This window comes from Buttiauxella agrestis ATCC 33320, from assembly GCF_000735355.1.
Lineage (GTDB): Bacteria > Pseudomonadota > Gammaproteobacteria > Enterobacterales > Enterobacteriaceae > Buttiauxella > Buttiauxella agrestis.
Genome location: NZ_JMPI01000070.1, coordinates 94,183 through 120,539, shown reverse-complemented (window position 1 = coordinate 120,539; position 26,357 = coordinate 94,183). Strand labels below are relative to the sequence as shown.

Below are 26,357 nucleotides of genomic sequence, written 5' to 3'. Positions count from 1 at the left end.
TGTATTCAGGACAAACAGGCATGAACCACAGCCTGATAAAGGAAAATGATGTCTACAATCAATGATGTATCGCGTTTAGCTGGGGTTTCTAAAGCCACAGTATCACGGGTGTTGAGTGGATCTCGCGGAGTGAAGGAAGCAAGTCGCCTGGCCGTGCTGAAAGCGGCTGAGGAGCTGCGTTACCGTCCAAATATGATTGCGCAATCACTACTCAGCCAGTCTACCGGCTGCATTGGCGTGATTTGCGCGCAGGAAAATATCAACCAGACCACGGGTTATCTTTACGCGCTGGAGAAACATCTTAGCCAACATCAAAAACACCTGCTGCTGCGTTTTGCGAACAGTAAAGCGGAGGTCATACATGCTCTTGATGAGCTGACCTGTGGGCTGTGTGATGACGTGCTGATTATCGGCGCACGTTTCCCGCTCAATATCGACCAGGAGAATGTCATTCTTGTCGATTGCGTGGATGTTGATTCCAGTAACAGCATTAATTTTGATCACGCTTTTGCTGCTGAAACGGCCTGTAATTATTTGATTAAGCAGGGAAGAAGGCAGATTGCGGTCATCAACCCTGATTCCTGCGGGTCGGTTGATCAAATTCTGTTGGGTTATAAGCGCGCGCTGGAAAACAATTTCCTGCCTTTTAACCGCAACCTGATATTTATGGATTCAACGTCTTCATCTGTTGCGCTCCAGGTGCTGCTCAATAACAGCACAACATTGAATTTCAACGCGTTATTAGTTGCTGATGAGCAGGAAGCACAGCGCATCATTCCGCAATTGCAGGCGTTTAATAAATCTGTTCCGAAAGACATTATGGTGTTTAGCCTGGCGGGTTCACTGCATCTGCCGGGGATTCCAACCATTCCCGCCATTGAATATTCAATGGATGCGATGGCGGCAAGAATCGTGACATGGTTGACCGAGAAAACCCAAAGTGCTTTGGGTTCGAACGTACTGCGTGGTGATTTGATTATTCCTGACATGGCGAGCCGGAAATAAAAAAAGCCATACCCGGCAAGGGTATGGCTTAGTTGTTAGTATTTAATATCTCGCGCTTCTTCACGGCCATTTTGCTTGCTTTGGCGCTTATCCTGGCGGCAATCACTGTTGCTTTTGCTATCGTTAACTACACATTCACGCTTGTCATGACGCGAGTCCTGACGGGTATCCTGGCGAACATCCCTTGCCTGGCGGCGTTGCTGGCCTTGTTCTGTGGCGTAAGCATTGTTGATGGAAAGCGTGGAGAACATAAAAATGCCCGCCATAACACCCATGATTATCGACGATTTACTTTTCATATGAGGCACTCTGCAAATATAAAATTTCAAATGAATACAATCTGAAGAGTATAGATGTGGCAGTTGCATCTGAATGTAACCAAATCAGTTAAAATATAATTAAAGTTTCATCTGGAAAGTTTTTATAGCGCAGGTGTATGAAAATTAATGAGTTAGTGTTTTTGATTATTCGAGCTTTATTAAAATGTCCGAAATAAATAAAAAGGCTGCGAAATCTAAATTTCGCAGCCTTTTTTAATTCACTTTTAATTCATTACCTCATAGTAACGAATTCTTCCGAACCGGTCGGGTGAATGGCCACTGTATTATCAAAGTCTTTCTTAGTCGCACCCATTTTCAGTGCCACTGCAAAGCCTTGCAGCATTTCATCCATGCCGTAACCGATGCCGTGAATACCAACGATTTTCTCATCCGGGCCAGCGCAAACCAGCTTCATGCGGCATGGCTGGCGGTGCGAAGTCACGGCGGTATACATCGCGGTGAAGGACGATTTGTACACTTTCACGTTGTCGTCGCCGTATTGCTCACGCGCTTGCGGTTCGGTTAAACCAACCGTGCCGATTGGCGGGTGGCTGAATACGACGGTAGGAACGTTGCTGTAATCTAAATGCTCGTCTGGCTTGTTGTTAAACAGGCGCTCTGACAGGCGACGACCGGCCGCAACGGCGACTGGTGTCAGTTCGACGGCTCCGGTGTTATCGCCCACGGCATAAATGCCCGCAACGCTGGTGTTCTGGAATTTATCGACTTCGATATAGCCTTTGGCATTGGTTTTGACACCGGTTGCTGCCAGGTTGAAGTTGTCGGTTTCCGGCTCGCGACCAATCGCCCAAATCAGGCAATCTACGGTTTCAGAGCGGCCATCTTCCAGTTGCAGCGTCAAACTACCATCGGCATTTTTAACCACCGCTTTCGGCACCGCTTGCGTGTGCAGCGTTGGGCCTTCGGTGTTAATCACTTCCAGCAGCGTTTCGACGATTAACGGGTCAAAAGTACGCAGTGGTGCGTGTTGGCGCACAAACAGATGTGTCTCAGAACCCAGCGCGTTGACCACGCCTGCGATTTCAACCGCGATATAACCCGCGCCAACAACCGCGATGCGTTTTGGCAACGCAGGAAGCGCGAAGAAGCCATCGGAATCAATACCGTACTCAGCACCTGGAATAGACGGACGGCTTGGGCGGCCACCGGTGGCAATCAGGATGTGGTCTGCGGTGATGGTTTCGCCGTTCACTTCGACCGTGTGTGCGTCGACAAATTTCGCAAAGCCGCGAATTACATCAACGTTGTTTTTACCCAGCACGTTGTCATAAGAAGTGTGGATGCGGTCGATATACGCGGTGCGGCTGGCGATCAGTTTGTCCCAGTCGAATTTATTCACCGTGGTGTCGAAACCGTAATCCGGGCCGTAATTGTGGATAGCTTCGGCGATTTGCGCCGCGTGCCACATTACTTTTTTCGGTACGCAACCCACGTTTACGCAGGTACCGCCCAGCTCTTTCGCCTCAATCAGTGCGCATTTCTTTCCATACATCGCCGCACGGTTAATGGAGGCAATACCGCCGCTGCCGCCGCCAATGGCGAGGTAGTCATAATGTTTGGTCATGATGTTTCCCTAATGAGTCGAAAAATATTCGCGATTGTAGCGCGCCGAGAAAATGGTTCCACCGATAGCTGCAATAGCCGTTACTCAGGCACAACCCAGCTCAATGTGGTCGAACCGTTGCCTGATGGCACCAGGGTTTTATGCAGCCACGGCAGTACATTAGCCATTTGCTGCTCCAGTTTCCACGGTGGGTTGATAACAATCATGCCGGAGGCAGTCATGCCACGGCGGTCGCTATCAGGCAGTACGGCCAGTTCGATTTGAAGAATGCGGCGAATGCCTGTTTCTTCCAGCTCGCGCAGCATGCGTTTGATTTGCTGACGCATAACCACGGGATACCACAGGGCGTAAGTCCCTGTCGCAAAACGCTTATAGCCATCGTTGATGCCTGTCACAACGGCCTGGTAGTCAGTTTTAATCTCATACGGTGGGTCGATAAGAATCAGACCACGACGCGAAGCTGGCGGCAGTTTGGATTTAAGCTGGGTGTAACCGTCCGCACGTTCAACGCGAGCGCGATTGTCTTTCTGGAATTCAGAACGCAGCAGCGGGAAATCTGACGGGTGCAGTTCGGTCAGTTGCAGGCTGTCTTGCTCGCGCAGAAGCTGGCGGGCAATCAGCGGAGAACCTGGGTAGTAACGCAATTGGCCGCTGTGGTTGTAGGCTTTCACCGCACCAATATAGGCTTCAAGTTCCGCAGGTAAATCATCGTGTTGCCAGATGCGAGCGATCCCTTCCAGATATTCACCGGTGCGCTCTGCGTGCTCGCTGCTCAGTTTATATCGGCCTGCGCCTGCATGAGTATCCAGGTACAGAAAAGGTTTTTCCTTCTCTTTTAAGGATTCGATGATCAGACTTTGAACGGTGTGTTTCAGTACGTCGGCGTGGTTGCCGGCGTGAAAGCTGTGGCGATAACTGAGCATGGCTTGCAGGGTTTCCAAAGACAAAAGAAGAACAACTATTCTGCACAGTATACAGCCTTATGCTCACCGCCTGGCATTGAAATTAGCTAAACTAAGCCTCATGTTAAGAAGATTGCTTTTGTAGCGCATTACGCGCTCCACTTATCAGATATCAGGAACCGCGCTTATGACTAATCCATTGCTGACCCCTTTCGATCTGCCGCCGTTTTCCGCTCTTAAACCTGAACATATCGTGCCAGCCGTGCAGCAAGCGCTGGATGATTGCCGTGCGAAAGTCGAAAGCGTGGTAGCGCAAGGCGCGCCTTATAACTGGGATAATCTTTGCCAGCCGCTGGCAGAAGTGGACGATCGCCTGGGCCGCATCTTCTCGCCGGTCAGTCATTTGAATTCGGTACAAAACAGCGCGGAACTGCGTGAGGCTTACGAACAAACGCTGCCGCTGCTGTCTGAATACAGCACCTGGGTTGGGCAGCACGAAGGGCTTTATCAGGCGTATCGCAACCTGCGCGATGGCGCGTTTTATGCCGATCTGAGCGTAGCTGAGAAAAAAGCTGTTGATAACGCACTGCGTGATTTCGAGCTTTCTGGCATCGGTTTGCCGCCAGAAAAACAAAAGCGCTATGGCGAAATCGCTGCGCGCTTGTCTGAACTGGGTTCGACCTACAGCAACAACGTGCTGGATGCGACCCAAGGCTGGACGAAACTGATTACTGACGAAGCGCAACTTTCTGGTATGCCGGAAAGTGCACTGGCGGCAGCACGCGCTCAGGCCGAAGCCAAAGAGCAAGATGGCTGGCTGTTGACGCTGGATATCCCAAGCTATTTGCCAGTGCTCACTTACTGCGACAACCGCGAGCTGCGCGAAGAAATGTATCGCGCCTATGCTACTCGCGCATCCGATCAAGGCCCGAATGCAGGCAAGTGGGACAACACGCCAGTGATGGAAGAAATTCTGGCGCTGCGTCATGAACTGGCTGAGTTGCTGGGCTTTGGCAACTACGCGGAAAAATCTCTCGCCACTAAAATGGCAGAAAACCCGCAGCAGGTGCTCGAGTTCTTAACCGATCTGGCGAAACGTGCGCGTCCACAGGGCGAGGCTGAACTGGCGCAACTGCGCGCGTTCACGCAAAAAGAATTTAACGTCACCGAGCTGGAACCGTGGGACATCACCTATTACAGCGAAAAACAGAAACAGCATCTGTACAGCATCAGCGACGAACAACTGCGCCCATATTTCCCGGAAGATCGCGCGGTAAACGGCCTGTTTGAAGTGGTGAAACGCATTTACGGCATCACCGCGAAAGAACGCAAAGACATCGACGTCTGGCATTCCGATGTGCGTTTCTTCGAGCTATATGACGAGAAAAATGAGTTGCGTGGCAGCTTCTATCTCGACCTGTATGCCCGCGAAAACAAACGCGGCGGGGCGTGGATGGATGATTGCGTAGGCCAGATGCGTAAAGCTGACGGTTCGCTGCAAAAACCTGTCGCTTACCTGACCTGTAACTTCAACCGCCCGGTAAATGGCAAACCCGCGCTGTTTACTCATGACGAAGTGATCACGCTGTTCCATGAGTTCGGACACGGTTTGCACCACATGCTGACTAAAGTCGAAACGGCGGGTGTTTCTGGTATTAACGGTGTGCCGTGGGATGCGGTCGAGTTGCCAAGCCAGTTTATGGAAAACTGGTGCTGGGAGCCGGACGCGCTGGCGTTTATCTCCGGCCATTACGAAACCGGTGAACCGCTGCCAAAAGAGCTACTGGATAAAATGCTGGCGGCGAAGAACTACCAGGCAGCGCTGTTTATTCTGCGCCAGTTGGAGTTCGGCCTGTTCGACTTCCGTCTGCACGCAGAATTCAACCCGGAGCAGGGCGCGAAAGTGCTGGAAACTCTGGCTGAAATCAAGAAGCTGGTTGCGGTTGTGCCATCGCCAAAATGGGGTCGTTTCCCACACGCCTTCAGCCATATCTTTGCTGGCGGTTATGCGGCGGGTTATTACAGCTACCTGTGGGCGGATGTGCTGGCGGCAGATGCGTTCTCACGTTTTGAAGAAGAAGGCATTTTCAACCGCGAAACCGGGCAATCATTCCTTGATAACATCCTGACTCGTGGCGGTTCAGAAGAGCCAATGGAGCTGTTCAAACGCTTCCGTGGCCGTGAACCGCAGCTCGATGCGATGCTGGCTCATTACGGCATCAAGGGCTAATTCATTCTGTGAAAATCTGTTTATTAACTGAAGCAGGCGCCGACTCCGGCGCCTTATCACTTTTGAGCGAGCGCTGGGGTCTTGTGCACGATGCAGATTCCCTGATGGCGCTGGTTTTGACGCCTGACCATCTCGAATTACGTAAGCGCGACGAGCCAAAACTCGGCGGTATTTTTGTTGATTTTGTCTCTGGAGCGATGGCGCATCGCCGCAAATTTGGCGGTGGGCGTGGCGAAGCGGTGGCAAAAGCGGTTGGCATCAAAAGCGGCTATCTGCCGGACGTGGTCGATGCGACGGCAGGGCTTGGGCGCGATGCGTTCGTGCTGGCGTCTGTAGGCTGCCGCGTGCGGATGCTGGAGCGTAATCCGGTAGTGGCGGCGTTGCTCGACGACGGTTTACGCCGTGGTTACCAGGATGCGGAAATTGGCGGCTGGTTGCAGGAACGTTTGCAGCTGATTCACGCTTCAAGTCTGACGGCGTTGAGCGATATTACGCCGCGCCCGGAAGTGGTCTATCTCGATCCGATGTTCCCGCATAAGCAGAAAAGCGCGCTGGTGAAGAAAGAGATGCGTGTGTTTCAGTCGCTAGTGGGGCCAGACGAAGATGCAGATGGTTTGCTGTTGCCTGCGCAAAAGCTGGCGACAAAACGTGTGGTGGTGAAACGCCCGGACTACGCGCCGCCGCTCGGTGGCGTGGAAACGCATAACGCAGTGGTCACTAAAGGCCACCGGTTTGATATTTATTCGGGAACGGCAATCGTGGAATAGAACACCCCTCACCCCGACCCTCTCCTGGGGAGGGTTAGGGTGAGGGCTTAAACGTTCTAAACTTAATCTTCGTCTTCGTCGCGCAGTGGAACAATCAGCATATCAACGTGAACGGTGTTGATCAGCTGACGTGCAGAAGACATCAGTTTGCTCCAGAAATCCTGGTGGTGCCCGCAGACCACTAAGTCCATATCGTACTTCTTAATGGCATCTACCAGAACCTGGCCCAGATCGCCGCTACCGCTCAGGGTTTCAGTGATTGGATAACCTGCGCCAGTTGACAGCTCGCTCAATGCGTTATGAGTTTCTTCAGAAATGCGTTTCTGCATATCGCCAAGATTTACATCGATCAATCCGGTATAGAGATCGGAGTAATTTACATCGACATGAATCAGGGAAACCTTCGCGTTGTATGGGCGAGCCATAGAAACCGCTTTTTCCACCAGTACTTTGCTCTCCGGGGAGAGATCTACCGCGATTAGAATGTGTTTGTAAGACATAATTTTACTCCTTCCATAAGTTGTCGATGACCAGCCTGGTCGGATAACACGATGCGCTGCATCTGTGCCATCCGCGTCTAAAGACCTAAATTGTAGATGATATTTCTACCCTATAGCGAATGATAGAAATCGTCAATGTGCCACCGCTGTATACATTGAAGCCCCAAATAGCCTTAATCGCTTTGATAAAGATTAATGATGTGGCAAAAAAATTAGCGGATCTCCTACACTATTAAATGAGCCGTTCCGGAATAGTAATGTGAGCCGGATCGGCTTTTTGGGCTCGCTGAACGGTCTTTCTGGTTTTCGGGGTGAGCGGTTGCCCTGGAGTGATGTTCTGGGGCTTCACCGGGAGGGGTATTATGATGATCAGCACCGTCGCACTTTTTTGGGCGCTTTGTGTAGTTTGTGTCGTGAATATGGCGCGCTATTACTCATCTTTGCGTGCACTGCTGGTGGTACTTCGCGGTTGCGATCCGCTGCTGTACCAATATGTCGATGGAGGCGGTTTTTTTACCTCACACGGCCAGCCAAGCAAACAGATTCGCTTAGTGGGCTACATCTATGCTCAACGTTATCTTGACCATCACGACGATGAGTTTATCCGCCGCTGTGAACGTCTGCGCCGCCAGTTTATTTTAACCAGCGCGCTATGCGGACTTGTGGTGATTAGTCTTATCGGTTTGATGATTTGGCACTGACAGTTTGAGCACATAAAAAAAGCGGGCCAGTAAACTGACCCGCTTTTTGCTTTCTGGTGACTACACCGCTCTTAAATGAAGTGCAGTGAAATCCAGTAAAGAGAACCAGAAAGCAGAATCGACACCGGCAGAGTAAACACCCAGGCCATCAGGATGTTGGTTACCGTTTTACGCTGCAAACCGCCGCCATCAACCACCATCGTCCCCGCTACGGAAGAAGAAAGCACGTGAGTGGTAGAAACCGGCATACCGGTGTAGCTCGCAATACCGATGGAGACGGCGGCTGTCATCTGCGCGGACATACCCTGCGCATACGTCATGCCTTTCTTACCAATCTTCTCACCGATAGTTGTTGCCACACGACGCCAGCCAATCATAGTACCGAGGCCAAGCGCCAGAGCGACCGCCATGATAATCCAGATTGGTGCGTACTCGATGGTATACAACAAGTCAGTTTTCAGCTCTTTCAGGAAGCGCTTATCGTCCGGTTTGGTTTCCGGCAGTTTAGCGACTTTCTCTGAAGTATCAGAGATGCACAGCAGCAGGCGGCGCATATGGCTACGCTGCTCGATGCTCAACTTGTCGTAGCTGTCGATATTGCCCAGTAGTTCTTTCGCACGCTGCACTGCAATCATGGCGCGGCTGGCGTCACAATGGAATTCAGCAGGCTTATCCTGACCCTTCACTTCTTCAGGGGTTGGAATAGCTGGGTTCAGATCGACAACGTGCTTAATCGCATCGCCGTGCTGCGCGTAATACTGCTCAAGGTGCGTAATGGCATCGCGAGTACGAGCAATGTCGTAACCGGAAGCATTCATGTTCACCACGAAGCCTGCAGGCGCAACGCCAATCAATACCAGCATGATTAAGCCGATACCTTTCTGCCCGTCGTTTGCGCCATGAGAGAAGCTCACGCCAATAGCGGAGATAATCAGGGCGATACGCGTCCAGAATGGTGGCTTTTTCTTGCCGTCTTGTTTTTCACGCTCGGCAGGTGTCAGGTGGATACGGCGGCGCTTTTTGGTGCCGCTCCAGTAGCGACGTAGCAAAAAGATTAACCCGCCCGCAATCACCAGACCCACAATTGGAGAGAGGATCAACGACATGAAAATCCCAATCACTTTCGGGATATTCAGCGCATCAACAACGGAGGTTCCGTTCATTAATGCATTCGTCAAACCAATACCAATGATGGCACCGATTAGCGTATGGGAGCTGGATGCTGGCAGACCAAAATACCAGGTGCCGAGGTTCCAGATGATAGCGGCCAGTAACATAGAGAACACCATGGCGAGGCCATGAGCGGACCCTACGTTCAACAGCAGATCGGTTGGCAACATATGCACAATCGCATACGCCACGCTCAATCCGCCGAGCAGAACGCCGAGGAAGTTAAATAACGCCGCCATTGCCACCGCGAGTTGCGATCGCATTGCACGAGTATAGATAACGGTTGCCACTGCGTTTGCAGTGTCATGGAAGCCGTTGATCGCTTCGTAGAAGAGAACAAATGCCAGAGCAAGTAATAACAAAAGCCCGGTATGTAGATCCAGGCCATTAAACAGAAATTCCATAGACGTTACGCCATTTTGAGGACATGAACGCGGCGCATTATGTAAGACAACTCCGTAATGCGCCAACAGAAATATGGACTTTTCTTGATGTTTGTCCTTCCTGGGTCAAACAATGAAAAGATTTACATATTTATTTTCAATCACCTGCAATTGTTAAGACGCATTTAGCTGGTGCGACCAGCCCGCTATCTTTACAATTCCTTGCATTAAGCATAGTCGGGAGTAGGTCGTGGAAAAGTTTGATGCCGTAATTATTGGTGCGGGAGCCGCAGGAATGTTCTGTGCAGCGATGGCTGGGCAGGCGGGAAGCAAAGTGCTACTCATCGATAACGGTAAAAAACCAGGCCGTAAGATTCTGATGTCGGGCGGAGGTCGCTGCAACTTTACTAACCTTTATATCGAACCTGCAGCTTATCTCAGCCAAAACCCTCATTTTTGCAAATCTGCGCTCGCACGCTACACCCAGTGGGATTTTATCGACATGGTCGGTAAGCACGGTATCGCGTGGCATGAGAAAACGCTCGGCCAACTTTTTTGTGATGAATCAGCTCAACAGATAGTCGATATGCTGGTGGCCGAATGTGATAAAGGGCAAGTGACCATGCGCCTGCGTAGCGAAGTGTTAGGCATCGAACGTGATGAAAACGGCTACACCATTCAATTAAATGGCGACAGCGTTCAGGCAGCAAAATTAGTCATCGCTACGGGCGGGCTTTCCATGCCGGGCCTGGGGGCTACACCTTTTGGCTATAAAATCGCTGAACAGTTTGGGCTAAAAGTGTTGCCAACTCGTGCAGGCCTTGTGCCGTTTACGCTGCACAAACCGTTACTCGAACAGCTACAGGTACTTTCAGGCGTCTCGGTTCCGTCCGTCATTACGGCTGAAAACGGCGTGAGCTTCCGTGAAAGTTTATTGTTTACGCATCGTGGTCTGTCTGGCCCTGCGGTGTTGCAACTGTCGAGTTACTGGCAGCCTGGCGAGTTTGTGAGCGTTAACTTACTTCCTGATACCGATCTGGATGAATTGCTTAACGAGCAGCGCAACGCTCATCCAAATCAAAGCCTGAAAAACACGCTGGCGATGGTACTGCCAAAACGCCTGGTGGAGTGCCTGCAACAGCTTGAGCAAATACCGGATGTCACACTTAAACAGCTCAATACCCGTCAACAAAGTGAAGTGCTTGAAACCTTACAAAACTGGCGTGTGCAGCCCAACGGCACCGAAGGTTATCGCACCGCTGAAGTTACCCTTGGCGGCGTGGATACCAACGAACTTAGCTCCCGCACCATGGAAGCGCGTAATGTGCCGGGGCTGTATTTTATCGGTGAAGTGATGGACGTAAGTGGTTGGTTAGGCGGGTATAATTTCCAGTGGGCCTGGGCGTCTGCCTGGGCGTGCGCACAGGATTTGGTTGTAAATTAATGAGCAGGGAATCGGCAGCGCTACCTTCAAAACGAGCATTTCATTACGCTTCGTTCAGAAATCTATTTTTCGCGCGTCTTTTAACGGTACTGGGCAACGGTATTGCACCCATTGCTCTGGCTTTTGCTGTGCTCGATATGGGCGGAACGGCTGCTGATTTAGGTATTGTCATCGCTTCCCGTTCCATTTTTAACGTTGCCTTTTTGCTCATTGGCGGAGTGCTCGCCGATCGCTACGCACGAAGCAAAGTCCTGTTGTACTCATCGGTGATTGCCGCTGTTTCTCAGGCTGTTGTCGCCTGCCTGGTGTTGGATGGATCGGCTACCATCGCGCTATTGGCGGTGCTCGGCGCGATAAATGGCGCAGCGGCGGGAGCGTCGCTACCGGCATCACAATCAATGGTTCCGCAAACCGTTCCGGTACATTCATTGCGAGAAGCCAACGCCTTTATTCAGTTGGGGATTTACGGCGGAACGGTGCTTGGCGCGTCGCTGGGTGGCGTGCTGATCAGCGTGATGGGACCGGGCTGGGGGCTGGCTGTAGATGCATTAGGATTTGCTGCATCAGCACCACTTTATCTGATGATCCGCATCCATTCGACACAACCGCAAGGCTCGCAATCCAACATATTGCAGGATTTAAAAGACGGCTGGACCGAGTTTATTTCTCGCTCGTGGGTTTGGGCGATCGTTGTGCAGTTTACCATTGTGAATGCGGCTTTCAGCGGCGTGATGATGATACTTGGCCCGGTCGTCGCTGATGAGACATTTGGCCGCGCGGGTTGGGGAATGGCCATCGCGGCACAAAGCGCTGGCTTGATTGTTGGCTCAGTTATTGCGCTTCGCTGGCGGCCTCGTCGCGATTTACTTATTGGCACAATTCTGACGGCATTTTGCGCCGGGCCGATTGTCGTTCTGGCTTTGCTGCCATCGACACCTATCCTGATGGTGGTATTTTTTATCGCTGGCGCGGGCTTCGGTTTGTTTGGTGTGGCGTGGGCGCAATCGTTGCAAACGCATATCCCGCCGGAAAAACTGGCGCGGGTTTACGCATACGACGCGTTAGGTTCATTTGTGGCGATTCCTGTGGGTGAACTTGCCGCAGGCCCACTGGCGATGCACTACGGCAATGAAAAAGTCTTACTGGCTTGCGCAGTCGCCGTTCTGCTGGCAACTTTCGCCGCCAGCTTCACGCCGTCAATCAGGCGGCTCGATAATGCCGCTCAAGTCAGGCAACATCAGGTTTAATCTTACTGGCAGGCTAATGCCAAATCTTTATTCAGCAGGTAAGGGCGCAGATATCCAACGGTGTTGGATAGCGGCAATACATCTTCATGCAATTGAATATTAAGCACATTGCTGATGTATTCCCGGCGTGCGCTAATACGCTGCCAAAGCTCAGGATAATCGGTTTTAATTTGCTCACGAAGCGCCTTGTCGGCCAGTGCTACAGTGTCTTCGATACTGGCTCCGGCATAGCCTTTGCGCGACGGAATAATGTCGATTTGCAGCAGCATACCGCTGGATAATGGAATATCTGACGCCGGGTAAATTGGCGAACACAGCCACTCTTCATCGGCGACCAAATGGCCAGGATTCAGGTGCCAGTGGTATTCGTCTTTTGGTAAAACCCGCTCAATCAGTTCGTAAACTTCATGGCCTTTTACGCCAACATGCATCTTCTCAAGCCAGCTCACTACCGCGCGATAATACGGAATGGCGACCACATCCAGATAATCTTTAACGTAGGGATGAAGCTCATCGGCACTACTCACAACGTAAGCCGCGCGGCTGGTTAAACCGCCTTTATAGCTGACGGTTAAAGAGAATTTATCGCCTTGTTGGATGTGCTTATCGGAAGGATACAAATTGGCGTTTTCGAAGCGATCGCCCGTCGCGGCTATAGTGACGACGTTGTTTGCCTGCCCTTCAGCGGCAAGCAGTGCGGCAATAGATTTTTCTGTTTTACCCAGGTCAATTGCATTCAGGGCGGTTAGTGCCGCCGTTGATGCCAGATTTGCGCCGTATTCGTAATGGGCGATTTCGTTGGCATTATTAATAATGCGTGCGCCATTGCGCGGCGAGATAAACAGCCCGGTGGCATTAAGCAGCTCGCATTCTGGAGTGAGCGCAGCCTGAAGGGCATGGAAAATAAAAGTCGGGATGTCGAACAGTGACGAGTTGTTGTCGTGGTTGCCGGTGAACAGCTTCCAGCCCGCGATCCCGACGCGCTGTTGTCCATCCAGTCCGGCTTGCTTTAGCACGTCAGTGAGCGAAAGTGCGGTGTCCATCGGCTGGTTTGGCAGTGAAAACCACGGAGCATGAACCACTTTAGCGGGCGTTCTGGAGAATTGCGCTAGCTTAAGGTTTTCATTGCCGAGCACCAGCACCGCCTCGCCATTTTTATGCAACACCAACAAACCTTCTTCAAATCGCGGAATGAAACCGGTCAGATACTCAAAATTCCCGCCATGTTCTTTGTCTGCGTAAACGACTAGCGAATCGAAATTCTGCTGCGCCATTCCCTGCAAAATTTTGCGCAAGCGCTCCTGAATCGTCCGATCGTTTAACCCAACACTCGGGACGTTGAGATAGATTTCAGGCTGCTTGATGGTGGTAAGCGTGATATTAGGCATGGGTTTGTAACTCCGTTTTCTTATCCCCGGTAGAACCTTAACTTACCACCGTGCGAATACTGAGCCTATCCCGGCAATCGAGATTTGGGCCGTCCTGGGCCAAGTAACACCGCCAGTTTTCCGCCACCTTGTGTGGTTTCCATCAAGATTTTGCACACGCTGGTGAGCGGCACGGAAAGTAACATGCCGACCGGGCCGAGCAGCCAGCCCCAGAATAGTAACGAAAGGAAAACCACGAACGTCGACATCCCCAGACCACGGCCCATCATGCGTGGCTCGACAATATTTCCCAGCACCATGTGTACCGCCAGGAATAACGCACCGACCAGCACCATTTCGTAAGTGCCGTTGAACAAAAATGCCTGAATCATCGGTGGAATCGCAGAAATAACCGAACCGATGTTAGGAATGTAATTCAGCAAGAACCCCAGCACGCCCCACATTAGCGCAAACTGCACGCCCATCAGTTCCAGCCCAAGCCAGATAATCAGCCCGGTCCACAGACTTATTAATGTTTTTAGCGCCAGGTAATGTGTCACACCTTTTAAAGCCCGGTGCAGGCTGGCGATGTGAATTTTCGGATTGGAAAGGGCAAAACGGAGTTTATAGGGAACGTGGCGCACTTCGAACAACATAAACACCACGGTCATCACCAGCAGTAAAATACTGGCCATCGCACCGGAAAGGCTGGTCATGAGTGTCGTGGCATACGACATCACTTTCTCAGAATCCATACGCTGCAACATGCGCTCAGGCGATAATCGCAGATGCATAAACGGCAGCATCTTTTCGAGCTCAAAAACTTTTTGCGTCAGCATTTTATTGTACTTGGGCAGCATATCGACAAACTCGCTCATCGACGCTGCCAGCACACCAACCAGCATGGTCAGCACGACCAACATGGCAAAAACGACCATTGAAATAGCCAGCGGGCGGTTCACTCCCCGGCGAATTAGCCAGGTGACTAAGGGGTTTAAAACAATGGCAAAAAACAGGGCCAATAAAAGCTGGACGATAATGTCTGCGGCTGCATGAATCCCGGCAAGAATAATCACCAGTGCAGAAAGCTTAATGAGAATGTGTAGCCCGGTTTTGTCGGGTTCTGGAGAAACCATGAAAAGATCCTGTGTTCGATGGATCTTCTTAGTGTAGCGCTTCGTTTGTTTCTCACTCGCAGGTCGAGTCTGAAAGTCAGTTGCTGAAATGTGAATCACGACATGGTTATACTGAGGAACGCTGTTTTAAAAGTGATTAACCATGCCTGACCTGACACCCGCCCCGGTAGTAAGTAGTTTCCGACTCAATCTACAGATTGTTTCTGTCGTGATGTTCAATTTTGCCAGCTATATGACGATAGGCCTGCCGCTCGCAGTGTTGCCGGGCTACGTGCATGACGTTATGGGATACAGCGCGTTTTGGGCGGGGCTGGTGATTAGCCTGCAATATTTCGCCACGCTGCTCAGTCGCCCACATGCGGGGCGTTACGCGGATATTCTTGGCCCGAAAAAGATCGTTATATTCGGTTTGTGCGGCTGTTTTCTCAGTGGTGCGAGCTACTTGCTGGCGGCGTTTGGCAGTGCATGGCCGCTGGCGAGTCTGGTTCTGCTGTGTCTTGGGCGCGTGATTTTGGGGATTGGGCAAAGTTTTGCAGGAACCGGTTCAACGCTTTGGGGCGTCGGAGTTGTCGGCTCGCTGCACATCGGGCGGGTGATCTCCTGGAATGGCATCGTGACCTATGGCGCGATGGCGATGGGCGCACCGCTGGGGGTGCTGTTTTATCACTTCGGCGGGTTGAAATTACTGGCGGGAATCATTATGGCAGTGGCGCTAATTGCGGTGCTGCTGGCAATTCCTCGCCCGGCGGTGAAAGCCAGCAAGGGCAAGCCACTGCCGTTTCGCGCGGTGCTGGGGCGCGTCTGGCCCTACGGCATGGCGCTGGCACTGGCGTCCGCAGGATTTGGCGTAATCGCCACCTTCATTACGTTGTTTTACGACGCCAAAGGTTGGGACGGCGCGGCCTTTGCACTCACCCTCTTTAGCTGCGCATTTGTGGGCACTCGCTTACTGTTCCCTAACGGTATTAACCGGCTTGGCGGCCTGAACGTGGCGATGATTTGCTTCTCGGTGGAGATTATCGGGTTGCTGTTAGTGGGCTTTGCGCACGAACCTTGGATGGCAAAAGTCGGCACATTTTTGACGGGGGCAGGTTTTTCATTGGTGTTCCCGGCTTTGGGTGTGGTTGCTGTGAAAATGGTGCCGCAACAAAACCAGGGTAGCGCGCTGGCGACCTACACCGTGTTTATGGATTTATCGCTGGGGATCACCGGGCCATTAGCCGGATTTGTGATGGTTTACGCGGGCGTCTCGGTGATTTATCTGGCTGCGGCGGTACTGGTTTGCATCGCGCTATTAATGGCATGGCTGTTAAAAAAACGGCCCCCGGTTGAAGAACCGGAGGCCGTCTCATCATCACAACCGTAATTATTTGATAGTGATGGTATTAATTATGTTTTCTGCCGCAGTTTGCGCCGCTTGCTGGTTATCAGCAGGCAGTGTAATTTGCATAGTTAACAGTTGGTTATCAACTTTACCCAGGATAACAGACGAGTAAGCCGTCTGGCCTTTGGCGGAGATAACGCTGTCTAACTGTTGCAGCGTGTGGCCTTTAATCTCGACGGATTTATTGGTCACGACTTGCAGTTGTGGGTCACGAGCACGCTGTTGATCTTCAAGGCGTTTTGCCAGTGCAGCCAGATCGTCTGGTGTGTTCTCACCCACAATCACAATCACTGCTTTCTGACCGGTAGCGTCAGAATAGACGTGCATGTTATTTGCCTGAGTGCCTAATTTACCGCTCTGATCGGTCATATCAGCGGGGAGTGCAAAGCTGATTTTCCCATCCAGCAGACTGACCGGCTGACTGGCTGCGCTAGCCTGCGCCGCATCGTTCGCTGTTGCCGTTTTGCTGTCGTTGTTATCGCAAGCGGCCAGGCCCAATACCAGCAGGCCGATACCGACATATTTTACCAGGTTACCCATGACTTCTTCCTTTACGTTAGCAAGCCTTTGCGGCCTTCTGCGCATCTTATCACAAGATAATTCAACCACCGTCAACCGGGCTGTAAGGCTGAGTTTTCAGACTTATCTGCCAGCCGTTTCAACAACATATTCAGCACAACGCCGTACATCGGCAGGAAGAACACGATGCTGATAAGCACTTTGAAGCAGTAATCCACGACTGCGATTTCCACCCAATGCTGCGCCATAAAGGCATCCGGGCTGCGCCAGAAAGCGATAAAGAAGAAGGAAAGCGTGTCGCTGATATTCCCGAACAAGGTCGATGCTGTGGGTGCAAGCCACCAATAACGGCTCTGGCGCAGGCGATTAAACACATGCACATCCAGTATCTGCCCCAACGCGTAGGCCATAAAGCTGGCGACAGCGATACGAGCGACAAACAGATTAAAGTGCAGCAGTGCATCGAACCCTTGCCATGTTCCCATATAAAACAGCGCGGAAATGGCATAGGAAATCACCAGCGCGGGGAGCATCACGGCAAAAATAATGCGGCGAGCCAGCGGAGCGCCAAAAATGCGTACCGTCAGATCGGTTGCGAGGAAGATAAACGGAAAGCTAAACGCGCCCCAGGTAGTATGGAACCCAAACACCGAGACCGGTAATTGCACCAGATAGTTGCTGGATGTGATCACCAGCAAATGGAATAGCGATAGCCAGAACAGCGCTTTAGTGCGCTGAGTAGAATTGAACTGCGTCATTTTGTAGCCTTTTTAGTGAAAGGGGTGAGGGAACCCTGGTCTTTTTTAAAGCGGGGCCGATGATACTGCTTTAGTCCCGCTTTGCAATGGTTAATTTTAACGCAATCGTTCACGTGACTTGCACGAGAATCTTCCCGGCGTAAACTATCGCGGTTTGTTAATTGCGAGCTTTCCCATGACCGATCTTTTTTCTAATCCTGACCACACACTTGATGCCCTGGGCCTGCGCTGTCCGGAACCCGTCATGATGGTACGCAAAACAGTACGCAATATGCAGACTGGCGAAACCCTGCTGGTGATTGCTGATGACCCAGCAACCACGCGTGATATTCCCGGATTTTGCATTTTCATGGAACACGAACTGCTTGCCAAACAAGTGGAATCATTGCCTTACCAATACTTATTGCGTAAAGGCCAGTAACACCGCGCAAGCCCTTTGCTCCCCGCTTTGGGCTTCTGAACCCTCTTTGCATCTCTCCTGAACCCCAATTTCATTTTTTGTCGCTTTTTGTGAAGTGCTTCACCCACGCTTTTCTTCACTTAGGCTAGTTTTTAAACGACAAACTAAAACATTGTTTTATTTCTTACCCCACATCTCTACCTCTGCTGGAGCGACACAATGAAGAAGACCTTTCTGCCTGCTTTTGCTGGTTTATGTCTGTCTACCGCGTCAGTTTTTTTTGCGCAATCTGCTTTCGCACAAGTGATAAAAGCCGCTGACGTTCACCCGGAAGGGTATCCAAACGTAGTTGCGGTTCAGCACATGGGTGAAAAACTCAAACAAGAAACTAACGGTGATTTAGAAATTAAAGTGTTCCCAAGCGGTGTGTTAGGGGATGAAAAACAGATGATTGAACAGGCGCAAATGGGGGCAATCGACATTATCCGTGTTTCGATGGCACCCGTTGCGGCGATCCTGCCTGATGTAGAAGTCTTTACTCTGCCGTACGTGTTCCGCGATGAAGACCATATGCATAAAGTTATCGACGGTGATTTGGGCAAACAAATCGGCGACAAGCTGACCAACAACCCGAAATCTCGCCTGGTGTTCCTCGGCTGGATGGATTCCGGTACGCGCAACCTGATTACCAAAAAACCGGTAGTGAAACCCGAAGATCTTAAAGGAATGAAAATCCGCGTTCAGGGCAGCCCAGTTGCGCTGGCAACACTCAAAGACATGGGGGCAAACTCAGTCGCGATGGGCGTGAGCGAAGTGTATAGCGGGATGCAAACCGGGGTCATCGACGGTGCTGAAAACAACCCGCCAACCTTTATTGCCCACAACTACATGCCGGTTGCCAAAAACTACACCCTGAGCGGCCACTTCATCACGCCTGAAATGCTGCTTTACTCCAAAGTGAAATGGGACAAGCTGACGCCTGACCAACAGCAAAAAATTCTGAAGCTGGCTCGTGATGCGCAAATGGAACAGCGCCAATTGTGGAATGCCTACAACACACAAGCGCTGGAAAAAATGAAAGCTGGTGGTGTTCAGTTCCACGAAATCGACAAAGCCTGGTTTGTGAAAGCGACTGAACCGGTACGTAAAGAGTACGGCGATAAGCATCAGGAATTGATGAAAGCCATTGCAGACGTTCAGTAACTTTTGGGGCCGTGGAGGTTTACTTTATGTCGCAACGCTACTCTGACTTGATGGATAAAGTTTATTTGCTGGCGATGATTGTCGCCGGGCTGTCGCTATTGGTGATGACAATCATTATTCCGATTGGGATTTTCTCGCGTTATGTGCTGAACCGTGGGGAATCCTGGCCGGAACCGGTGGCGATAATCTGCATGGTGACCTTCACGTTTATCGGCGCGGCGGTGAGCTACCGCGCCGGTTCCCACATCGCTGTGAATATGCTGACAGACCGTCTGCCGCAGGCCGCGCAGACGTTTTGCGCACGCCTGGTCGACTTGCTAATGCTGCTGATTTCAATGGTGATGTTCTATTACAGCTTCTATCTGTGCGCGGATTTATGGGAACAGCCTGTTGCCGAATTCCCGCTTCTCACGTCCGGTCAAACCTATCTTCCGCTGCCTGTGGGCGCGATTTTGATGATTCTGTTTGTTGTTGAGCGATTACTGTTCGGCTCTCAAGAGAACCGCCCAATAGTGTTGCTGGGTAATCACGGCTAAGGTCAGGGGAAAACATGGACGCATTTATATTATTAGCAACGCTTGCGGTGCTACTCGCGGTGGGAATGCCCGTAGCCTTTGCTGTTGGGCTAAGCGCCATCGTCGGAGCGTTATGGATAGATTTACCGCTGGAAGCGATCATGATTCAAATTACCAGTGGGGTGAATAAATTTACCCTGCTGGCGATTCCGTTCTTCATTCTGGCGGGCGCGATAATGGCAGAAGGGGGGATCGCCCGTCGCCTGGTAAACTTTGCGTATATCTTCGTGGGCTTTATTCGCGGCGGGTTGTCGCTGGTGAATATCGTCGCTTCTACGTTCTTTGGTGCGATTTCCGGATCGTCGGTTGCAGATACGGCTTCCATCGGCAGCGTGATGATCCCGGAAATGGAGAGAAAGGGTTATCCGCGTGAATACGCTGCGGCAGTGACCGCGAGCGGATCGGTGCAGGCGATTTTGATCCCACCAAGCCATAACTCGGTGATTTATTCCCTGGCGGCAGGCGGCACGGTTTCTATTGCCACGTTGTTTATCGCAGGCGTTCTGCCGGGATTATTACTCGGTGTATCGCTAATGGTCATGTGTCTTGGCTTTGCCCATAAACGGGGTTATCCAAAAGGCGAACGCATTCCCTTCAAACAAGCGGCGAAAATTTTCTTCGATGCGCTATGGGGTTTGATGACAGTTGTTATCATTCTTGGCGGGATTCTGACGGGGGTATTTACTGCGACAGAATCTGCGGCGGTGGCCTGTGTTTGGGCGTTCTTCGTCACCATGTTTATCTATCGCGATTACAAGTGGAACGAATTGCCGAAATTGATGTTCCGCACGGTAAAAACTGTCTCTATCGTCATGATTTTGATTGGTTTTGCCGCCGCTTTTGGCGCGGTAATGACTTACATGCAGTTGCCTTCACGTATCACGGAATTCTTCACTTCTCTGTCTGATAACAAATACGTGATCCTGATGTACCTCAACATCATGTTGTTGTTGATTGGCACGTTGATGGACATGGCACCGATTATCCTGATCCTGACGCCAGTATTGCTGCCGGTGACTAATTCGCTGGGCATCGACCCGGTGCATTTCGGTATGATCATGATGGTGAACCTCGGGATTGGCCTGATAACGCCGCCAGTCGGTTCGGTGTTGTTTGTGGCAAGTGCGGTGAGTAAACAGAAAATCGAAGTGGTGGTGCGAGCGATGCTACCGTTCTACGCCGTGTTGTTGGTGGTGCTGGCAATGGTGACCTACATTCCGGCCGTTTCTCTGTGGCTGCCGCATGCGTTGGGTATGACGAGCTAAAAGCCCTAAGATAACCCTCACTCAAGCCGAGTGAGGGTTAGATAAAGAGTGCCGGAGAAATACCGAAACGTTGAGACAGTTTTCTGATGTGCTCTGTAGTGAGTTGCCGCTCACCGCGTAAAACGCGGGAAACCATCGATTTACTACCAATCTCTTGTTGAAAATCACTTTGATTCAATTGGTGCTGATCCATCAGGGTTTTCAACACCGCAATACCAGGTGGCAGCGTATCCATTTGTTCACGAAAGGCGATGACTTCAGGCAAGGTGTTTTCGTATTGAGAAATTTTTAGGCTGAGTAGATCCTGCAGTGGGCTGGTCGGGTCGTTCAGCAGCAGATATTCCATCAGTTCCAATGCTTCGGAATACTCTTTTTCGCCAGCGTTCCCCGCTAGAAGCGGCACGGCAGCTTTCAACGCTTCGGTGGCTTTCAGTGCATCTGCTATCATCTTTTCTTTCCTCGATGGGTTTCGGTAAACCTCAGATAATCGGCATGGGTCATGATGTCGCGAACGTAAAATTTCTGGCTTTCAAAAAATATTAACGCGATCAAACGCAACTCATTGCGGGCGATGTTAATGACGTAGTGCTTGTCGAGATACTTGAAGTTATCGAGTGTTGGGTAAATTTTCCTGAGCGATTCAGGAGTTGGGAAATGCCCTTTTTCAATAATCCGCGCCAGCATCAGCAGTTCTTGTGAATGCTGCGGAAATCGTTGGCTGGCTTCGCTCAGGGCTTTGAGTGAGATCAAGTGCATACTTCTTCCTGAAGTTGACTATCTGGCAACAAAACAAATATAGGCGAGAGGTTGCCAATTAGTCAACCTCTCGCGGTGAATTGCCATTGTCATGCGTGATCATTTTTCTTGCCAGCAGCGCACTACAAATGCTCGAGATTTCACGCAAATTAACGTCTTCTCAGCAACCGCAACGCATTCGCTGTAACCAATGCGGTCGCTCCGGAATCGGCTAACACCGCCAGCCACAAACCGGTTATGCCCAGTAATGTTGTCACCAGGAAAATCCCTTTCAGCCCCAGCGCGATAGTAATGTTCTGGCGAATGTTGTTATGCGTGGCGCGCGCAAGGCCAATCATGCCAGCCAGTTCCGTCAGGCGGTTGTGCGTCAGCGCGGCATCGGCAGTTTCGAGCGCCACGTCGGTGCCACTGCCCATAGCGATACCGATAGTCGCGGCTTTCATGGCCGGAGCATCGTTGATGCCATCGCCAACCATCGCCAGTGGCGAGCGGGCGTTGAGTTCGTTAACCGCGCTGACCTTATCGGCTGGCAATAAGCTGGCGCGGTAATCCATTCCCAGTTCCTGAGCGATTGCAGCCGCAGCCCGCGGGTTATCGCCGGTCAGCATCACGCTCTGAACGCCAATATCATGCAGTGCTGCCACGGCGGCTTTAGCGTCGCTGCGTAAAGTATCGCGCAGGGCCAGAACGCCGATTAATGTGCCTTGCTGCACTGCGGCAATGACCGTTTGCCCCTCTGCCTCAAGCTCGGTGATGCGTGTCTGCCACTGCGAATCGAGAACATTTTCAGCGAGTTTTCCCGGCGTGCTCAGGAGTACGGTTTCGCCGTTGATGGTGGCTTCTACGCCAATGCCTGCCAGCGCCCGGTTTGCACTGGTTTCAGGCAGCGTCAGCCCGCGACTTTGTGCTTCACGCACTATCGCTTGCGCCAGCGGGTGCGATGACCCCTGTTCGACGGCGGCAGCGACGGCCAGCAGGTCGTTCTCGTGACGATCGCCATTCACTTTAATGGCCGTTACCTGCGGCTTGCCTGCGGTCAGCGTGCCGGTTTTATCAAACGCGATATGCTGAATTCTGCCAAGACGCTCAAGTGCTGCGCCGCCTTTAATTAACGCGCCACGGCGTGCTGCTGCTGCAAGCCCGGAAGTAATCGCCGCAGGAGTGGAAATCACCAGCGCACACGGGCAACCAATCAGTAATAGTGCCAGCCCTTTGTAGATCCACTCGCCCCAGCTTTGCCCGAATAACAGCGGTGGGATAACAGCGGCGAGCAGTGCGATCGCCATAATAATCGGCGTGTAAATCCGGCTGAAACGGTCAATGAAACGTTCAATTGGTGCACGGCGTTCGTCGGCTTCCTCAATTAAACGCAGGATGCGGTCGATAGCGCTGTCGCCCGGTTCTGAAATGACTTCGAGCTGAACCAGTCTGTCGACGCTGGTGCTGCCCGCCGGGACTTTTTCGTCTTGCTGACGTTCGACCGGAATCGACTCGCCGGTTAACGCACTCTCATCGAAACTGGCAAATGGGGTTAACAGGCGGCCATCGGCGGGTAAACGCCCACCGGCTGCGACTTCAATCACATCGCCCGGGCGCAAATCGCCCACCGCGACAGTTTCGCGTTTGTCATTACGAATGCGCGTGGCGACTTCGGGTTTTAGTGCCATCAACGCGCTTACCCCACGGCGTGCGCGGCTGGCGGCGTAAGATTCGAGGCGTTCACCAATTAAGAACAGCAGCAGCACCATCGCGGCTTCGGCTGTCGCACCAATAAACAATGCACCAATGGCGGCTACGCTCATCAATGTTTCGATGGCAAACCAGTTGCCGCTGCGCATCAGTCGCACGGCCTGGCGGGCAATTGGCCACAGGCCAACCAGCGTGGTCGCGATAAACGCGATATTACCGAATGGGTGGTTAAACTGCTCAAGACCCCAGCTCAATGCCATCATCACAATCAGCAGAATGAGCGGCAAATTTTCGCGCAAGGAAGAGGTTTTTGGCGCAGGAGCGGTGCTGTTTCTCAGGTTGTAACCTGCCGCCTTTACCGCTTTTTCAACATCCTGACGCACATCACTCTCGGCGGTGACCAGCAGCTTTTGCGTGGCGAACAACACCTGGACGCGCTGAACATCGGCCAGTTGTTTCACTGCGTTTTCAACTTTGCGTGCGCAAGCCGCGCAATCCATGCCATCGACCAGCCAGCTATAACGCTCGCCAGGCTCTGTAACGGTTTGCGTTTCCACAGGAGGTACGGCTTCGCTACAGCAGTCGTTACCGTGACAGGCATCGGTTTTTATCGGCAACGGACTGAGCTTTGCTTTAGCAAATTGCGGTGGCTTTGGGGAGTTGAGCATGTGCCCTCCTGGGTAATGATAATGTTCTCATTACCCATGTTACTCTCTGGAGTTGACTCCAGAGTCAAGAGGGAAATTTTCCAGATTAAGTTCGCGGCATTTGTAGGTCGGATAAGCTTGCGCCATCCGACACTGTTTAGCCTCAAATATACAACGCGCGGACAATCATAAAGTGCCCGGCAAAGTAGCAGGCTGCGGCGATGGCGCTGTCGCCGGTGAAGCGGCGGCGATAATGACTTCCCAGCCAGACAATATTGCCTAACAGCAGCAGCGTTGCGCCGCTAAAGGCCGAGAAATTTGGCCGCGTCGGCAGGTAAAAGTAAAGCTCACCTGCCAGCCACACCATCACCAGCGTCATGCCGATAAACGTCATAATCGGCCAGCGGAACGTTTCGAGACGCGTCCAGATAACCGCAACCAATAAGGCTCCTACAACCAGCAAAACCAACGGGAGCGGCCAGAAGAAACTGAATGTCATCTGGCTGGCGAAATAGAGGGTGTAGAGCAGGTGTGAGAGGAAAAATGCCCCGATGGCGTACAGCATGCGCTGGGTTGGTAGCAATGTGAGCGCATCGCCGAGTAGCGTTGCCAGCAGGCCGGCGACAATCAAGTAGCCCGTTGCGTTAAACATTGGCGCTTGCCAGGCCAACAGTAATAAAAGCAAAAGGGTGACAGGCTTGAACACCCAGCGTTGCCAGGTTGGCCCACGGTAGGAGGCGTCAACGTACAGCCAGCCTGAGAAGAATACTGCGATGAATGACCAGAGCATGGCGTGTCCTTTTGTACCCTTCATACTTCAAGTTGCATGTGTGTTGGCTTTCCTCGCTCACCCCAGCCACTTACTCAAGTAAGCTCCTGGGGATTCACTGTGTCGCCGCCTTCCTGCAACTCGAATTATTTTGGGTAAATATGAGTTAATCTGCCGTTTTTCTTAAGTCTAGTGGTCAATTGCGACGGATGACAACGTCCAGAGCGGCAGGGTATTCTTAAAAGTGCCTGACAATTCGAGATAAATCCATGAGTAAAATGCCCCTTTTCTTCATCGCCGTTGTTGCGATTATCATCGTGGCAGCGTCGTTCCGCTTTGTGCAGCAGCGCCGCCAGAATGCGGAAAATGATGCAGCACCTCTGATGCAACGAAGCGTACTGGTGGCGACAAAACGTGAAACGCCCACCAACGATCGGCGCTCGCGGCAACGCCAGGTTACGCCAGTGGAAGATACGATGCGTTATGAGATTTGGTTTCGCCCACAAAGTGGCGGGCTGGATCTGAAAATGCGTGTGACGGCTGAACAGTACCACTCGATGAGTGTCGGCGACGCGGGGACTTTGCAGTATAAGGGGACGCGGTTTGTAGGGTTCGTCCCCCAATGATTATTTGCCCTGGCGGAGTTTCTTCTGCCAGACCAGCAGTTCAAATACGCCAAAGATGAAAATCTTAATCTGTTGAGCGCGACTGAGCGGCGGGCTGCCTTTTGGCTGAGTCGATTTTAGCAGCGCCAACTGCATGCCGTGCATCAACACGGTGAAGATCAGCGCGACGTTAACGAAGATATTAAGTGGGCGCGGGAACGGGTGGAAAATATTCAGTAACAAAAATGCCCAGACGCCGAGCATGAGCAAGCGGCCGATATTGATCAACATGATGCTGTTCCTTAAATTTCGCGGCTAAATAAACGGTAAGCGACCTGGCCTGCGACTTTTTCACGGTGCAGTGACCAGCTTGCCGGTAGCGCAGGCATCCCGTTTTCTACTTCGCTTTCAACGTAAATCAGCGCTTCATCTGCCAGCCAGCCATTGCTCTCAAGTAACGCTAACGTCTCGTCCAGCAAGCCTTTTCTGAACGGAGGGTCAACAAACACAATGGTGTGTGGCTCGCCAGGCTGCGCCAGGAAATTGAGCGTGTTAGTGTTCACAACCTTGGCGTTAGCCGCTTTTAGCGTGACGAGATTTTTTTGCAATTGCTGTGAAACGTTGCGATCCATCTCGAGCAACGTGGCGCGGCTGGCGTAACGCGATAACGCTTCCAGCCCTAATGCACCGCTCCCGGCAAAGCAGTCTAATACGGTGGCATCGACCATTGAGGGAGCCAGCCAGTTAAACAGGGTTTCACGAACTCTGTCCGTTGTAGGACGCAAGCCAGGGCTGTCTGGTACAGGCAGTTTACGGCCGCGCCATTGGCCGCCAATAATACGAATCTGGCCGGTGCCAGTAGATTGCGGTTTTTTCATGAGACTCACTGCGATGCAATTTCTTGCCGTCTAGTGTAACGGTGTGTGTAAGGCGGGGAAAGTGATAGACTAAGGCATTCATTAGATAATTATTTTCAGTGCCCGTGGCATGCTCAATCGGGCCTGTGCCATGAATTAACAGCGAGGAGTGT

At 51.7% G+C, this 26,357-nt stretch carries 27 protein-coding genes; 12 read left to right on the top strand and 15 right to left on the bottom strand.

The annotated features are described in order from the left end of the window. Positions 1–48: 48 nt before the first annotated feature. Positions 49–1,005: a LacI family DNA-binding transcriptional regulator gene (locus tag GBAG_RS19955; protein ID WP_034499584.1), complete on the top strand. Its 957-nt coding sequence runs from the start codon at positions 49–51 to the stop codon at positions 1,003–1,005. A gap of 35 nt (positions 1,006–1,040) precedes the next feature. On the opposite strand, the gene GBAG_RS19950 is transcribed toward GBAG_RS19955, so the two are convergent. The 3 genes from GBAG_RS19950 to GBAG_RS19940 all read right to left on the bottom strand — a co-directional run bounded on the left by GBAG_RS19950 (position 1,041) and on the right by GBAG_RS19940 (position 3,833). Then, the gene (locus tag GBAG_RS19950; protein ID WP_167333350.1) at positions 1,041–1,304 is read right to left on the bottom strand and encodes a hypothetical protein; all 264 of its coding nucleotides are present in this window, start codon (positions 1,302–1,304) and stop codon (positions 1,041–1,043) included. Positions 1,305–1,557: 253 nt separating this feature from the next. Further along, positions 1,558–2,910 carry a glutathione-disulfide reductase gene (gene gorA, locus GBAG_RS19945; RefSeq protein WP_034499582.1) on the bottom strand — a complete coding sequence of 451 codons (1,353 nt, stop codon included), beginning with the start codon at positions 2,908–2,910 and terminating at the stop codon, positions 1,558–1,560. Between the two features lie 80 nt (positions 2,911–2,990). Next, entirely contained in the window at positions 2,991–3,833 is an 843-nt protein-coding gene (locus GBAG_RS19940; RefSeq protein WP_034499631.1) for a 23S rRNA (adenine(2030)-N(6))-methyltransferase RlmJ, read from the bottom strand. Positions 3,834–3,999: 166 nt separating this feature from the next. On the opposite strand from GBAG_RS19940, the gene prlC reads away from it, so the two are divergent. Together prlC and rsmJ are read left to right on the top strand one after the other, a co-directional pair. After that, positions 4,000–6,042 (top strand): oligopeptidase A, encoded by a 2,043-nt coding sequence (gene prlC / locus GBAG_RS19935; protein ID WP_034499580.1) that lies wholly within the window; start codon positions 4,000–4,002, stop codon positions 6,040–6,042. A gap of 8 nt (positions 6,043–6,050) precedes the next feature. Beyond that, a complete protein-coding gene (gene rsmJ, locus GBAG_RS19930) occupies positions 6,051–6,809 on the top strand; it encodes a 16S rRNA (guanine(1516)-N(2))-methyltransferase RsmJ (protein WP_034499578.1) in 759 nt (252 codons plus the stop codon). A 62-nt stretch (positions 6,810–6,871) separates the two neighbouring features. Here the strand turns inward: rsmJ and uspA are convergent, their stop codons facing one another. Further along, entirely contained in the window at positions 6,872–7,309 is a 438-nt protein-coding gene (uspA, locus tag GBAG_RS19925) for a universal stress protein UspA (protein ID WP_034499576.1), read from the bottom strand. A gap of 365 nt (positions 7,310–7,674) precedes the next feature. Here uspA and uspB point away from each other — a divergent pair, with 365 nt between their 5' ends. Further along, positions 7,675–8,010, top strand: coding sequence for a universal stress protein UspB (gene uspB / locus GBAG_RS19920; protein ID WP_034499574.1), 336 nt, complete (start codon positions 7,675–7,677; stop codon positions 8,008–8,010). Between the two features lie 71 nt (positions 8,011–8,081). On the opposite strand, the gene pitA is transcribed toward uspB, so the two are convergent. Beyond that, entirely contained in the window at positions 8,082–9,584 is a 1,503-nt protein-coding gene (pitA, locus tag GBAG_RS19915) for an inorganic phosphate transporter PitA (RefSeq protein ID WP_034499572.1), read from the bottom strand. 229 nt (positions 9,585–9,813) lie between these two features. On the opposite strand from pitA, the gene GBAG_RS19910 reads away from it, so the two are divergent. Together GBAG_RS19910 and GBAG_RS19905 are read left to right on the top strand one after the other, a co-directional pair. Further along, positions 9,814–11,007: a BaiN/RdsA family NAD(P)/FAD-dependent oxidoreductase gene (locus GBAG_RS19910; RefSeq protein WP_034499570.1), complete on the top strand. Its 1,194-nt coding sequence runs from the start codon at positions 9,814–9,816 to the stop codon at positions 11,005–11,007. Then, positions 11,007–12,254: an MFS transporter gene (locus tag GBAG_RS19905; RefSeq protein WP_034499568.1), complete on the top strand. Its 1,248-nt coding sequence runs from the start codon at positions 11,007–11,009 to the stop codon at positions 12,252–12,254. Before GBAG_RS19910 ends, GBAG_RS19905 begins: the two co-directional genes overlap by 1 nt. Positions 12,255–12,256: 2 nt before the next feature. Here GBAG_RS19905 and GBAG_RS19900 read toward each other — a convergent pair whose 3' ends face one another. Beyond that, complete coding sequence (locus GBAG_RS19900; protein ID WP_034499566.1) at positions 12,257–13,642, bottom strand: M24 family metallopeptidase; 1,386 nt, start codon at positions 13,640–13,642, stop codon at positions 12,257–12,259. Between the two features lie 65 nt (positions 13,643–13,707). Then, complete coding sequence (locus tag GBAG_RS19895) at positions 13,708–14,757, bottom strand: AI-2E family transporter (protein ID WP_034499563.1); 1,050 nt, start codon at positions 14,755–14,757, stop codon at positions 13,708–13,710. A gap of 142 nt (positions 14,758–14,899) precedes the next feature. On the opposite strand from GBAG_RS19895, the gene GBAG_RS19890 reads away from it, so the two are divergent. Next, entirely contained in the window at positions 14,900–16,123 is a 1,224-nt protein-coding gene (locus GBAG_RS19890) for an MFS transporter (RefSeq protein WP_034499561.1), read from the top strand. Here the strand turns inward: GBAG_RS19890 and GBAG_RS19885 are convergent, their stop codons facing one another. Further along, positions 16,124–16,681 carry a DcrB family lipoprotein gene (locus GBAG_RS19885; RefSeq protein WP_034499559.1) on the bottom strand — a complete coding sequence of 186 codons (558 nt, stop codon included), beginning with the start codon at positions 16,679–16,681 and terminating at the stop codon, positions 16,124–16,126. A 71-nt stretch (positions 16,682–16,752) separates the two neighbouring features. Next, positions 16,753–17,418 (bottom strand): 7-cyano-7-deazaguanine/7-aminomethyl-7-deazaguanine transporter, encoded by a 666-nt coding sequence (locus GBAG_RS19880; RefSeq protein ID WP_034499558.1) that lies wholly within the window; start codon positions 17,416–17,418, stop codon positions 16,753–16,755. Positions 17,419–17,593: 175 nt separating this feature from the next. Between GBAG_RS19880 and tusA the strand changes: the two genes are divergently transcribed. The 4 genes from tusA to GBAG_RS19860 all read left to right on the top strand — a co-directional run bounded on the left by tusA (position 17,594) and on the right by GBAG_RS19860 (position 20,861). Continuing rightward, positions 17,594–17,839 (top strand): sulfurtransferase TusA, encoded by a 246-nt coding sequence (gene tusA / locus GBAG_RS19875; RefSeq protein WP_034499556.1) that lies wholly within the window; start codon positions 17,594–17,596, stop codon positions 17,837–17,839. Between the two features lie 198 nt (positions 17,840–18,037). Continuing rightward, positions 18,038–19,021: a TRAP transporter substrate-binding protein gene (locus GBAG_RS19870; protein WP_034499554.1), complete on the top strand. Its 984-nt coding sequence runs from the start codon at positions 18,038–18,040 to the stop codon at positions 19,019–19,021. A 26-nt stretch (positions 19,022–19,047) separates the two neighbouring features. Continuing rightward, positions 19,048–19,557: a TRAP transporter small permease gene (locus GBAG_RS19865; protein WP_034499552.1), complete on the top strand. Its 510-nt coding sequence runs from the start codon at positions 19,048–19,050 to the stop codon at positions 19,555–19,557. 14 nt (positions 19,558–19,571) lie between these two features. Continuing rightward, complete coding sequence (locus tag GBAG_RS19860; RefSeq protein ID WP_034499550.1) at positions 19,572–20,861, top strand: TRAP transporter large permease; 1,290 nt, start codon at positions 19,572–19,574, stop codon at positions 20,859–20,861. Positions 20,862–20,898: 37 nt separating this feature from the next. Here GBAG_RS19860 and GBAG_RS19855 read toward each other — a convergent pair whose 3' ends face one another. The 4 genes from GBAG_RS19855 to GBAG_RS19840 form a co-directional block, all read right to left on the bottom strand. Beyond that, positions 20,899–21,309, bottom strand: a complete 411-nt coding sequence (locus tag GBAG_RS19855; protein WP_034499548.1) for a helix-turn-helix domain-containing protein — start codon at positions 21,307–21,309, stop codon at positions 20,899–20,901. Further along, positions 21,306–21,617, bottom strand: a complete 312-nt coding sequence (locus GBAG_RS19850; protein ID WP_034499546.1) for a type II toxin-antitoxin system HigB family toxin — start codon at positions 21,615–21,617, stop codon at positions 21,306–21,308. Before GBAG_RS19850 ends, GBAG_RS19855 begins: the two co-directional genes overlap by 4 nt. Before the next feature lie 149 nt (positions 21,618–21,766). Continuing rightward, positions 21,767–23,974 carry a Zn(II)/Cd(II)/Pb(II) translocating P-type ATPase ZntA gene (gene zntA / locus GBAG_RS19845; RefSeq protein WP_034499544.1) on the bottom strand — a complete coding sequence of 736 codons (2,208 nt, stop codon included), beginning with the start codon at positions 23,972–23,974 and terminating at the stop codon, positions 21,767–21,769. A 142-nt stretch (positions 23,975–24,116) separates the two neighbouring features. Beyond that, positions 24,117–24,743 carry a lysoplasmalogenase gene (locus GBAG_RS19840; RefSeq protein ID WP_034499542.1) on the bottom strand — a complete coding sequence of 209 codons (627 nt, stop codon included), beginning with the start codon at positions 24,741–24,743 and terminating at the stop codon, positions 24,117–24,119. A gap of 248 nt (positions 24,744–24,991) precedes the next feature. On the opposite strand from GBAG_RS19840, the gene GBAG_RS19835 reads away from it, so the two are divergent. Further along, positions 24,992–25,348: a DUF2500 domain-containing protein gene (locus tag GBAG_RS19835; protein WP_034499540.1), complete on the top strand. Its 357-nt coding sequence runs from the start codon at positions 24,992–24,994 to the stop codon at positions 25,346–25,348. Here the strand turns inward: GBAG_RS19835 and GBAG_RS19830 are convergent, their stop codons facing one another. Further along, positions 25,349–25,618 carry a DUF1145 family protein gene (locus GBAG_RS19830; protein ID WP_034460527.1) on the bottom strand — a complete coding sequence of 90 codons (270 nt, stop codon included), beginning with the start codon at positions 25,616–25,618 and terminating at the stop codon, positions 25,349–25,351. A gap of 11 nt (positions 25,619–25,629) precedes the next feature. Continuing rightward, on the bottom strand, positions 25,630–26,205 hold the full coding sequence (gene rsmD, locus GBAG_RS19825) for a 16S rRNA (guanine(966)-N(2))-methyltransferase (RefSeq protein WP_034499538.1): 576 nt from the start codon (positions 26,203–26,205) through the stop codon (positions 25,630–25,632). Positions 26,206–26,357 lie beyond the last annotated feature (152 nt).